8 protein-coding genes are annotated in these 11,420 nt (G+C 70.2%); 5 read left to right on the forward strand and 3 right to left on the reverse strand.

From position 1 onward, the window contains the following. Positions 1-50: 50 nt before the first annotated feature. The 3 genes from ACWDRB_RS43650 to ACWDRB_RS43660 form a co-directional block, all read right to left on the reverse strand. Positions 51-1,718 carry an OmpL47-type beta-barrel domain-containing protein gene (locus tag ACWDRB_RS43650; protein ID WP_449904281.1) on the reverse strand — a complete coding sequence of 556 codons (1,668 nt, stop codon included), beginning with the start codon at positions 1,716-1,718 and terminating at the stop codon, positions 51-53. A 91-nt stretch (positions 1,719-1,809) separates the two neighbouring features. Beyond that, positions 1,810-5,748: a ThuA domain-containing protein gene (locus ACWDRB_RS43655; protein ID WP_449904283.1), complete on the reverse strand. Its 3,939-nt coding sequence runs from the start codon at positions 5,746-5,748 to the stop codon at positions 1,810-1,812. A 143-nt stretch (positions 5,749-5,891) separates the two neighbouring features. Beyond that, positions 5,892-6,893: a multicopper oxidase domain-containing protein gene (locus tag ACWDRB_RS43660; RefSeq protein ID WP_449904286.1), complete on the reverse strand. Its 1,002-nt coding sequence runs from the start codon at positions 6,891-6,893 to the stop codon at positions 5,892-5,894. A 391-nt stretch (positions 6,894-7,284) separates the two neighbouring features. Between ACWDRB_RS43660 and ACWDRB_RS43665 the strand changes: the two genes are divergently transcribed. From ACWDRB_RS43665 to ACWDRB_RS43685, 5 genes are read left to right on the forward strand one after another with little or no spacing between them, the layout of a single operon-like run. Then, complete coding sequence (locus tag ACWDRB_RS43665; protein ID WP_449904288.1) at positions 7,285-8,424, forward strand: inositol-3-phosphate synthase; 1,140 nt, start codon at positions 7,285-7,287, stop codon at positions 8,422-8,424. After that, complete coding sequence (locus ACWDRB_RS43670; RefSeq protein WP_449904290.1) at positions 8,421-9,266, forward strand: SCO3242 family prenyltransferase; 846 nt, start codon at positions 8,421-8,423, stop codon at positions 9,264-9,266. Before ACWDRB_RS43665 ends, ACWDRB_RS43670 begins: the two co-directional genes overlap by 4 nt. Continuing rightward, positions 9,263-10,120, forward strand: a complete 858-nt coding sequence (locus tag ACWDRB_RS43675) for a sugar phosphate isomerase/epimerase family protein (protein ID WP_449904292.1) — start codon at positions 9,263-9,265, stop codon at positions 10,118-10,120. Before ACWDRB_RS43670 ends, ACWDRB_RS43675 begins: the two co-directional genes overlap by 4 nt. Next, complete coding sequence (locus ACWDRB_RS43680; RefSeq protein ID WP_449904294.1) at positions 10,074-10,571, forward strand: EboA domain-containing protein; 498 nt, start codon at positions 10,074-10,076, stop codon at positions 10,569-10,571. The genes ACWDRB_RS43675 and ACWDRB_RS43680 overlap by 47 nt, the downstream gene beginning before the upstream one ends. Beyond that, positions 10,572-11,417 carry a TatD family hydrolase gene (locus ACWDRB_RS43685; protein WP_449904297.1) on the forward strand — a complete coding sequence of 282 codons (846 nt, stop codon included), beginning with the start codon at positions 10,572-10,574 and terminating at the stop codon, positions 11,415-11,417. Positions 11,418-11,420: the final 3 nt, after the last annotated feature.

The raw sequence follows: 11,420 nt of genomic DNA on the forward strand, positions 1-11,420 counted from the left end.
CGCCGAGACGGCGGGCGGCGTTCAAGAGGGAGGCCGCCCGCCGGCTGGGGTCACGTGTCCTTGCAGTCCTTGCCCTTGCCCGGCTTCGGGCATCCCGGGCCCGGTGTGGACTTGACCAGCATGAACCTGGCCGTGCCGACAGCCGAGGTGTTGCCGGCCTTGTCGGTGGCCCGGTAGGTCACGGTGTGGGCGCCCGGCTGGGTGACGGCGAGCGGCTTCGCGTACACCGCATACGGCTGGCCGTCGAGGGAGTACTCCACCGTGTCGACCCCGGACCCGGCGTCGGTCGCGGTGAGCGTCACCGTGGCGGAGCCCACGTAGTTCCAGGCCCAGTCCATGCTGCCGGTGATCTGCGCCGTCACCTGCGGCGCAGTGGTGTCCTCTCCCGGAGGAGCCGCCACGGTGAACGTCACCGAGCCCACCGGCGAGGTGTTGCCGGCCTTGTCGGTGGCCCGGTAGCGCACGGTGTGCGCGCCCGCCCGGTTGACCGACACCGGAGCCGAGTACGCCGTGAAGGCGCCGTTGTCCAGGGAGTGCTCCACGGTGTCGACCCCGGACTGGGTGTCGGTCGCGGTGAGGGTGACGGTCGCGGAGCCGACGTAGTCGCCGTCGTCGTTCCGGTCACCTGTCACCTGGGCGGTCACCTGCGGGGGAGTGGTGTCCTTCTCCTGCTCCGCCACCACCGTGAACGTCGTCGTGCCCGGGTCGGAGGTGTTGCCGGCCTTGTCGGTGGCCCGGTAGGCCACGGTGTGGGCGCCCGGCTGGGTGACGGCGAGGGGCTGCGCGTACACCGCGTACGGCTGGCCGTCGAGGGAGTACTCCACCGTGTCGACCCCGGACCCGGCGTCGGTCGCGGTGAGGGTGACGGTCGCGGAGCCGACGTAGTTGCCGTCATCGTTACGATCGCCCGCCACCTGGGCGGTCACCTGCGGGGGAGTGGTGTCCTGGCCTGGAGGGGCCACCACGGTGAACGTCGTCGTGCCCGGCTCGGAGGTGTTGCCGGCCTTGTCGGTGGCGCGGTAACGCACAGTGTGCGCACTCACCTCGTTGACCGTCACCGGAGCCGAGTACGCCGTGAACGCCCCGCCGTCGAGCGCGTACTCCACCGTTTCCACCCCCGACTCGGTGTCGGTCGCCGTGAGGGTGACAGTCGCGGAGCCGACGTAGTTGCCGTCGTCGTTCCGATCGCCCGTCACCTGCGCCGACACCTGCGGCGCGGTGGTGTCCGTGCCGCCGCCGTCGGTGACCACCAGTTCGCCGACCATCTGGCCGTGACCGGGAATCGCGCAGAAGAAGCGGTACTTGCCCGGAGTGAGGTTCACCTGCGCCTGGTGCCGGCCGCCGTTCGCATCGAAGGGGCTGGCGATGATGTTGAGGCTGACGTCGTGGTTGTAGCCGGGGGTGGAGACGTCGAAGGTCAGGGTGTGCGTCATGCCGGTGGTGTTGCCGGTCGCCGCACTGTTCTCGAAGACGATGGTGGTGGGCCCCGCGGTGGCGGTGTCCGGCGTCGACTTGTACGCGGTCATGCTGTTGTCGGCGTTCCAGGTGAGCACCTGGTCCGCCTGGGCCGTCAGCCGCATGGGGGGCTGCGCGCCGGCCTGGACCGATGACAGGAAGAGCGCGGGAAGCCCCACGGCCAGCAGCACCACGGCCAGGCCCGGCGCCGTGGCAGCGGCTTTGAACGTCCTGCGTAAGGCATGGATCAATCGGACATGCATGGGATCGATGCACCTCTCAAAGTCTGCGCGGCTGGGGTGGGGTGCCGGGCGGGGCAGGCGCCCCGGCCCGGCACCCGGCCGATGGACCGGCCTAGAGTTCGCGCACCCGGATGTTGCGGAATTCGATCGCGTCGTTGTTGCCGTGGTTCTGCAACCCGACGAACCCGCTGATGAACTGGCGCAGGTCCGTGGGCGGGTCGCCGGCGCGGGACGACGTCTTGCCCGGCGTGTTGTCGAACTCGTTGATCACCTTGCCGTTGCGGGTGATCGTGTAGTGCTGCCCGACCACCCGGACCTCGTAGTCGTTCCACGTGCCCTTCGGGGTGGCCCCGGCCTTGTCCAGGCCCGTGGCGGCGAAGTTGTAGACGGAGCCGGTCTTTTGCGGCTCGCCCGTGTCGCCGTCGTAGATCTGGATCTCGTGACCGCAGAAGATCGCGACCCAGGCGGGCGACGTACGGGCCGAGCCGGTCGTTCCGCAGCTTCCCGCCGGACGTTGCTCCAGCGGCGTTCTCGGGTCGGGGAACCGGACGAAGACGCCGCTGTTGGCGCGGAGCGCGTCGGGCGCGACGTCACGGAACTGCAGCCTCAGCGAGAAGTCGGCGTACGCCTTCTTGGAGTACCACAGCATTCCGAGACCGCCGGAAGCGCGGATCGTGCCGTCCGGCTGCAGGTTGAACTGTCCCGACGGGGCCTGCGTCCACCCCTGGAGCGACTGCGCCGTCCCGTCGAAGAGGGTCTCGTATCCGTTCGTCTTGCCGATCTGGGACTCGGCGGCCGCCTTCTTGAGCGCGGACGCCTCGCGGTCGTCGATGACGCCGTCCTTGCGGGCCTTGTTCACCACGTCGTTGAGGTGACTCATGAACTCGCCGTGGTTCTTCCAGTCGCGCTCGTCGTCGATCAGGTCGTTCAGCGTGCAGCCGCCGCCGGCCACGCGGTTGGCCACGCCGGTGTCGGTGTCGAGCAGCCGGACCGTCGGCCGGGCGTCGGGGGCGGTGCATTCGACCTTGACGTCGATCGTGCCGGTGGCCGTCGTGCCGTCGGCGTAGGTGACCTTCAACGTCGCCTTGTAGGTGCCGAAGTCCTTGTAGGAGTGCGTGGGGTTCGCCTCCTTCGACGGCCTGCCGCCGTCGCCGAAGTTCCACTCCCACGACACGCCGCCGGCCTTCGTGCTGGAGAACGCCATCGTCCTGGGGTCGCTCTGCCGGACGGGACGCGCCACGGCCAAGCTCGGGTTCGGCGTCGCCGGACCACCCTTGTAGGTGACGCGGATCAGCTTCTGGTTGGGGTGGAGGCTGAAGAACCCGCCGGCGTAGTCGAGCATGTAGAGCGCGCCGTCCGGCCCGAACTTGGCGTCCATCCACGACTGCATCTGGGTGTTGCCGCCGCCGCCCGGGATGATCTGGCGCAGGTCCTCGCCGAACACGGGCCGGCCCGCCTCGGGCACGGTCTTCGGGTCGACGGTCACGGCGACGCGGTTGTTGCCGTTGGACTCGTCACCGATGAACCACTTGTTCTCCCAGTACGCCGGCCACGCCACACCGCTGTCGGTGTCGACCTGGGAGCGATGGTAGGTCGGCCCCGACATGACCGCCTGACCGCCGCCCTTGAGGTAGGGAATGGTCAGGGTCTCCTCGCCCGCCTTGTACGTGGGCAGGCCGCTGCCGTCGTTCCGCTTCGGGTAGACGGGGCCGCCGCCCTGCGGCGAGTACCAGATCATGTTGGAGCGCGCCGGCGGGATGTCGACGAGGCCGGTGTTGCGCGGTGAGGTGTTCTTCAGGTGGTCGCAGTCGTACCAGTCGGCGGGCTGGGTGGCGTCGACGTTGCTGCGGTCACGGTAGGGCTGCTTGTCGCCCATGCAGTACGGCCAGCCCTGGTTGCCGGCGGACCTGAGGATCGTCGCGGTCTCGTACTTGGCGGGACCCCAGATCTCGCTGGGGCCGCCGGCGTCGGGACCGACCCATCCGGCGGTCAGCCAGTTGTTCACGTTGTCCCAGGCGATGCGCGCGATGTTGCGGACGCCCATCACCCAGATCTCCGGGCGGGTCTTGCCGCCGCCCTCCTCCTTGCCGGTGAACAGGTTGCCCTTGGGGATGGTGTAGGTGCCGTCGGGCTCCGGGTGGATACGGAGGATCTTGCCGTTGAGATCGTTGGTGTTGCCCGCGGTACGGCGGGCGTCCTGGAACGAGACACCCTTGTAGTCCGCGGTCCAGTTGTTGCCGGAGTAGCCGCCCGAGCCGCCGGAGGAGTTGCTGTCACCGCTGCCGACGTAGAGGTTGCCGTCCTTGTCGAAGGCCATGCCGCCACCCGCGTGGCAGCAGCTGTGGATCTGGGTGTCCCACTGCAGCAGGTCCTTGCGGGTGGCCTGGTCCATGGTCTGGTTGGCGGCGTCGTAGGTGAGCCGGGAGACCGTCCGCTTGCCGATCCGCTTGTCCCTGTCGATCGACTCGTGCGGCATCCAGTAGACGTAGACCCAGCCGTTCTGCTCGAACTTGGGGTCGAGCGTGATGCCGATCAGGCCTTCCTCGTTCTTGACCAGTTCGTCGCCGCTGCCGCGGTTGCCCATGACGGCGAGCGTGGTCAGGAGCTTGACCTGCTTGGCCTTCGGGTCCCACTGGTGGATGGTGCCGCAGCCGAGGCCGACCTTGGGGTCGTTCCAGTCGGCGATCGGGCCGGTCGTGCAGGCCGCCTTGCCGATGTAGAAGACCTTGCCGTCCGGGGCGACGGTCAGACCGTGGGGCTCGCCGATCTGGTCGAGCTGGCCCTGCTTGTTCTGCGCGGTCAGCCGCTCGACGGTGTAGTTCGAGGCGATCGTCGCCTGGCAGTCACCGCGCACCAGGCCGGCCGCCCACCGGATGGCGCCGCCGAGGTGGCTCTGGAACTGCTCGTCGCCGGTGTAGCCGGCCTTGGTGCCGCCCATGCCGGTGTAGAACGACCGGCCACCGTCGTAGTCGCGGCACCACGAGATCGGATGGAACGCGCCGTTGCCGTTCAGGCCCTGGTCGTACGTGTGCTCGCCGACCTGCGCGACCGTGTGGACCTTGCCCAGCGGGTTGGGGCTCCAGTTCATCCACGTGTCGGTGCGCTTCACGGTGAAGGGCAGCCCCTTGTTCGCCGGGTGCTGGCGGTCGACGAGGTCGACGACGGCCTCCTGCGGCTTGCTCTCCGGGGGCTCTCCGGCGGTGGGGCCGAACAGCCGCAGCTCGGCGAGCTGGATCAGGGGCTCGCCGCCGTTCGCGGTGATGTTGAGCCGGTAGTACTGGTACGCCGTGCTGTTGGCGAACGTGTATTCCTTGGTCTGGAACCGCTGGGGGAAGCTCTCCCCGCTCCGCTTGTCGAGGTCGGTCCAGTCCGTCCCGTTCTGGGAGCCTTGTAGGGCCCAGTCCTTCGGGTCACGCCCGGGGAAGTCGTTGGCGGACGTCAACGCGTAGTGCGCGATCGCGACCGGCTTCTCGAGCTTCCCCTGGACCCATCCGGTCGGCGTCCGGGCCAGCCACTTGGTGTCGTTGCTCCCGTCGAACAGCTTGTCCTTCGTCTCGTTCGGCGGGTTCTCAGCGCTGGCGGCGCTCTCCACCACCTTCTCCGGAGGGGGCAGGGCGCCGGCGGGGCGGGTGCCGATCAGTTCGGTGAACCAGGCCGAGTCCGCCTGGGCGCGCGCGGCGTCGTGGACTCCGACGAACCCGCCGCCGTTCCTGATGTACGCCTGGAAGGCGGCCAGCTGGCCGTCGTTCAGCTCCGCGCCCTTGGCGGACAGGAACACCACGCCGCGGTAGCGCGCCAGGTTGTCGGTGGTGAAGACCGCCGGATCCTGCGAGGCGTCGACGGAGAAGCCGTTCTTCCCGCCCAGTTCCTTGATCGCCGCCGTGGCCTGCTTGACCGGGTCGTCCTGCTTGTCGGCGGGGCCGTGGAAGACCAGCACGCTGACGGGGCCCTTTCCGGGGCCGTGTTCCGGCGGCTTCGGGGCGGCGGCCTGTGCCTGGGCGGGTACGGCGGCGGGGGTCGCCAGCCCGAGGATCAGGACGGCGCTCGACATCGTGATCAGTAAGCGGCGCCAAGCGGTTGGTCGGGGCGGTAAGAGGGCTTTTCGGCCCATCGTTCGCTCCTTCGGGTTGAGGGTGATTCGGGACCTGCTGGGGAAGAGCTGAGGGTTCTGCCGCGGCCGGGTCCTGGGCCGCGTCAGTGATGCGCGCCCGTCGTGGGGCTCGTCGTGGGGCTCGTCGTGGGGCCCGCGTGGCCGTCACCCGAGTGATCGGGGACGTTCCCGTCCGCGTCGGTGACCGTGAAGATCCCGGCCATCCCCATGTCGGAGTGGCTCTGGACGTGGCAGTGGTACATCCACGCTCCCGGGCCGACGCGTTCCCCGGCGATCACCTGGAAGCCGAACGACTCGGCCGGTCCGGTGATCTTGGTGTCGATGATCCGGCTCTGGTCCTGCGGGTGTTCCAGCAGGCCGGTGCGGTTGTCGGCCCAGCGGTGCCCGTGGATGTGGAACGTGTGGTAGAACTCGCCGTGCGTGATCACGATCCACTCCACCCGCTCGCCGAGCTTCGCGACGAACTCGGGTGCCTGGTGGGCCGGCTGGTTGTTGATCGACATGTCGTTGAAGACGACGGTGAACTGCTTGTCCGGCCTGATGTCGCCCCTACGACGGACCACCAGCGGCCCGTAGAGCCCCTGCCGGATCCCCCCTGTGCCATGATCGGTTCCCACGACGTGGTCGTGGTAATGCCAGTAGCCGGCGCTGCCGGGCTCGATGCTGCCGCCCGGGCGCCGGCCGGGGGCGTGGGTGCGCCAGGTGTAGGTACGCCGGCCGCCCGGTTCCACCACGCTGTCGTTCAGTCGGGTGCCGTCGCTGGCCGCGTCGTAGTCGACCCCGTGCACGTGCAGGCTGGCCGGCACGTCCAGGTTGTTGACCATCTCGATCTCGAGGGTGTCGCCCTCGACCATTTCGAGGAGAGGGCCGGGGATCGTGGGCTTGCCGGGCTCCAGGCCGTAGCCCAGCCGGCCGTCCGGCAGTCGCTCGGCGTAGAGGGTCATGCGGCGGACGTTGCCCTTGCCGGGCTTGTCCGCGGGCTTGTCGATCGTTGCTTCGGCCTGGCTGGATGCCACTAACGGTGCGACCGCGGCGAACGCCGCGGAGGCGGTGAAGGCACGCCGGGAGAACAGGCTTTTCGCCATGCCTCTGCCTACCTCGGTCATGGTTCCCCAATCGGTGACGGCGCCCCACTCGCGTGAGGGCTGGGTGCGGCTGCTCGTGTGGTTCGGGAGCGAGCGTGTAAGAGTGGGAATCACAGAGAGTCGAGGGTGGTAGTTAGGGTGACCGCCGATGGAAGTACGCGCCTTTTTTGACCAAATGTCAAGACTTTCGCCAAAATCTGGCCAAAGGTCTGCGTGATCCCCTAGCTGACGGCCCGCTGGGTGCGTCTGTCGCATCCGATCGACGTGGCGATAGGACGTGCGCCGGTCATCTTCTGCTTGACCGTCGGTAAAAGTCGCTCTTAGCATCGCGGCTAGTGACATATCGGACGTATCTCTCGTCCGGCATGGAGCCCGACACGTAGGAGCTTGCATGGACAAGGTCGGGGTGTGGCTCATTGGGGCACGGGGATCCGCGGCGACCACCGCGACCGCCGGCGCCGCGGCGATCAGGGCGGGACTCGCGCCCCCGCAGGGATGCGTGACCGAGTCCCCGGGCTTTCCCGCGAGGCTCGTCCCGTTCGCCGGCCTGGTCTTCGGCGGCCACGACATCAGCGAGGTCTCCTTACGCAAACGCGCCGAACAGCTGAGCAGGGCGGGGGTGATCCCGCCGGACCTGCCCCGGCTGATCGCCGCGGACCTGGACGCCGCCGACGCCGAGATCCGGCGCGGCCACGTCCGCGGCGACGGCGGGCAGGCCGCGGCCGCGGCCCGTCTGAGCGGGGACATCGCCGACTTCCGCGCCCGGCACGGGCTGGCCAGAGTGGTCGTCGTCAACGTGTCGTCGACCGAGCCTCCCGTCGGCCCGCGTCCTGAGTTCGAGAGGCTGGCCGATCTGGAGGAGCGGCTTGCGACGGGGGACGACGTCCTGCCGCCGAGTTCGCTGTACGCCTATGCGGCGTTCCAGGCCGGGTGCGGCTATGTGGAGTTCACCCCTTCCACCGGGCCGACCCTGCCTGCGCTGGCGGAACTCGCCGCCCGGCGGGGCGTGCCGTACGCGGGACGCGATGGGAAGACCGGCGAGACCCTGGTCAAGAGCGCGCTCGCGCCCATGTTCGCCGACCGGGCGTTACGGGTGCGCTCCTGGTCAGGGCTCAATCTGCTCGGTGGAGGGGATGGGGCGACGCTCGCCGATCCGGCCGCCAGGTCGAGCAAGGAGCTCTCCAAGGACCAGGTCGTCGCCGGGGTCGTGGGAGAGCCGGTCGAGGGGCGGACGCATATCGACTACGTCGCTGACCTGGGAGAATGGAAGACCGCCTGGGACCATGTGACCTTCGAGGGCTTCCTCGGCGTGCGGATGGCGCTGCAGTTCACCTGGCAGGGCTGCGATTCGGCGCTGGCGGCCCCCCTCGTCCTGGACCTGGCCCGGCTGGTCGCGCGGGCGCATGAGAAGGGACGCAGCGGGGTGCTCCCCGAGCTCGGCTACTTCTTCAAGAACCCCTTGGGCACCGGCGAACACGCCCTGGCCGCCCAGTACGCCCGCCTGCTCGCCTTCGCCGGGGAGCTGTCGTGAGGGCGCTGCTGGAGCTGGTACGCGCGCCGGCCGCGCTGTCGGTGCCCGGCGACACCATGGCGGGTGCGGTCGCCGCTGGACGGAGCCCGAACCCGGGGCTGGCCGTGGCCTCGGTGCTCATGTACTGGTCGGGCATGGCGCTCAACGATTGGGCCGACCGCGAGGCCGACGCCGTCGAGCGGCCCGAGCGCCCGATCCCGTCCGGCAGGGTCCGCCCGGGCGCCGCGCTCGGGGTCGCCGCCGCCCTCACCGGTGCCGGCCTGGCCGCCGCCGCCATCGCCGGTGGACGCCGCGGCCTCACCGTCGCCGGTCTGCTGGCCGGCGCGGTGTGGGCCTACGACCTGGGCCTCAAACGGACGGCGGCGGGCCCCGCCTCGATGGCGGCCTGCCGCGCCCTGGACGTGCTCCTGGGTGCCGGCTCGGACGGGAGAGCCGCCGTGCCGATGGCGCTGGCGGTCGGCGCGCACACGTACGGGATCAGCATCCTCGGCCGGGCCGAGGTGGCGGGGGCGGCGCCCGGGACGGCCGAGCGTGCCCTCGCCGCCACCACCGCGGCGGCCGCTCTGGCGGCCGCGGCCAGCCTGCGCAGGGGAGCCGCCGCCCGGACGGGCGCCGGTGTCCTCATCGCCGGCTATCTCGCCTCGACCCTCCCGGTCCAGGCCGGGTTACGGACCCACCCCGATCCCGAGAACGTGCGGCACGCCGTCCGCCTCAGCATCCTCGCCCTGATCCCGCTCCAGGCGGCGGCGCTCGCCGGGAACGGGCGGTTCGGGGCGGCGGGCGCGCTGCTGTGCTCGCTGCCCCTGGGCAGATGGCTCTCGTCCCGGATGGCCACGTCATGAACTGGGCCTACTGCACCAACGGTTTCGGCGACCACCGGCTCGCCGAGGCGCTCGCGATCCTGCATGACCTGGGCTACTCCGGCGCGGCGATCACGCTCGACCGCGGCCATCTCGACCCCTATGCCCCCGGCCTGGCCGCGGAGGTGTCGAGGATCGCCGGGCTCCTCGAACGCCTCGGCCTCGCGGCCGTCGTCGAGACGGGCGGACGCTACACCCTGGACCCGTGGCGCAAGCATCATCCGACCCTCATCAGCGACGACGCGGGCCGGAGAGCGGAGTTCCTGACGACGGCCATGCGGATCGCCGCCGATCTGGGCGCCCCGGTGGTCCATCTGTGGAGCGGGGTCAAACCTGACGGCATGACGGAGGAGGAGGCGTACGCACGGCTGGCCGACCAGTGCGAACGGCTCCTCGACGAGGCGGACAGGACCGGCGTCACCCTGGGGTTCGAGCCGGAACCAGGGATGCTCGTCCGGGACCTGGACGGTTACGAACGGCTGCGCCGGATGCTCGGCGACCATCCCCGGTTCGGCCTCACCCTCGACATCGGGCACTGCCACTGCGTGGAGCGGGACGATCTGCCCGCCTGCGTCCGGCGGGCGCTGCCGTACACCGTGCACGTCCAGATCGAGGACATGCGCCGCGAGGTCCACGAGCACCTGGAGTTCGGCGAAGGCGAGATCGACTTCGTCCCGGTGCTCGCCGAGCTGCGCGGTTACTCCGGTCTCGTGGCCGTGGAGCTGGCCCGGCACGGCCACGCGGCCCCGCAGGTCGCCCGCCGATCGATCGAGTTCCTGAGGAGGGCACATGAGGAACGAGTGGCAGACAGAGGCCGTACGGCGGGTCGAGTCTGACCCGGACGCGATCCACCTGCTCTTCCCGCAGGCCGAACGGCGGGGCGGCCCCACCGCCCGGAGCGCGCTGCTCAAAGCGCTGGGCGGCGACCACGCGGTGATCCGCGAACTGTACGAGCGCGGCGACACCGGCGAGCGGCTGGCCATCCTGTCCGCGCTGCCCGAGCTCGATCTCGGCCCGGCGGCGGTCGACCTGGTGGAGGACGCGCTGCGCGCCAACGACGCCCGGCTGGTCGCCGCGGCCCTGGGCCCGTACGGGTCGGCGTGGCTGGACGACCACGCCTTCCGCCAGGGAGTGCTCAAGTGCGTCTTCATGTCGATCCCGCTGGCCTCGGTGACCGGCCTGGAGCGCCGGTTCGACGCCGAGCTGGCCCGGATGCTGTCGGACTACGCGGCGGAGCGGCGGGCGGCCGGCCGGCCCGTTCCGCGCGATGTCATGGAGAGGATCTGAATGCGTATCTTCGACCCGCACATCCACATGAGCTCCCGGACCACCGACGACTACCAGCGCATGCACGCCGCGGGCGTCCGGGCCGTGGTGGAGCCCGCCTTCTGGCTGGGCCAGCCCCGTACCAACGTGGGCAGCTTCCTCGACTACTTCGACGCGCTGCTCGGCTGGGAGCCGTACCGCGCCGCGCAGTACGGCATCCGCCACCACTGCGCGCTCGCGCTCAACCCGAAGGAGGCGAACGATCCGCGGTGCGCGGGCGTGTTGGACGAACTGCCGCGATACCTGCTGAAGGACTCCGTCGTCGCCGTCGGCGAGGTCGGCTACGACTCCATGACGGCCAGGGAGGAACAGCTCTTCGAGGCACAACTCGCCCTGGCGCGGGAGAACGATCTCCCCGTCCTCGTGCACACGCCGCACCGGGACAAGGTCGCCGGCACCCGCCGCACGCTGGACGTGGTGCGGGCCGCGGGCCTCGCCCCCGGGCAGGTGCTCGTCGACCACCTCAACGAGCTGACCGTCGGCATGGTCGCGGACTCGGGCTGCTGGATGGGGTTCTCCATCTACCCCGACACCAAGATGGACCCGGACCGGATGGTGGCCGTCCTCCAGGAGTACGGCACGTCCAGGATGCTCGTGAACTCGGCCGCGGACTGGGGACGCAGTGATCCGCTGAAGACGCGCGAGGTCGCCGACGCCATGTTCGCGGCCGGCTTCGGCGAGGACGACGTGGACCAGGTGCTCTGGCGCAATCCGGTGATCTTCTACGGGCAGAGCGGCCGGCTCAGCCTGGAGGCGGGCACCGAGGCGGCCCCCGACTACGCCGGCAACACGATCAAGCGAGGCTGACTC

It is taken from the genome of Nonomuraea sp. NPDC003707 (assembly GCF_053587055.1).

Coding starts and splice junctions, on each gene's coding strand:
- ACWDRB_RS43685 (WP_449904297.1), top strand. CDS start 10,572: ATGCGTATCTTCGACCCGCACATCCACATGAGCTCCCGGACCACCGAC.
- ACWDRB_RS43675 (WP_449904292.1), top strand. CDS start 9,263: ATGAACTGGGCCTACTGCACCAACGGTTTCGGCGACCACCGGCTCGCC.
- ACWDRB_RS43665 (WP_449904288.1), top strand. CDS start 7,285: ATGGACAAGGTCGGGGTGTGGCTCATTGGGGCACGGGGATCCGCGGCG.
- ACWDRB_RS43655 (WP_449904283.1), bottom strand. CDS start 5,748: ATGTCGAGCGCCGTCCTGATCCTCGGGCTGGCGACCCCCGCCGCCGTA.
- ACWDRB_RS43660 (WP_449904286.1), bottom strand. CDS start 6,893: ATGGCGAAAAGCCTGTTCTCCCGGCGTGCCTTCACCGCCTCCGCGGCG.
- ACWDRB_RS43680 (WP_449904294.1), top strand. CDS start 10,074: ATGAGGAACGAGTGGCAGACAGAGGCCGTACGGCGGGTCGAGTCTGAC.
- ACWDRB_RS43650 (WP_449904281.1), bottom strand. CDS start 1,718: ATGCATGTCCGATTGATCCATGCCTTACGCAGGACGTTCAAAGCCGCT.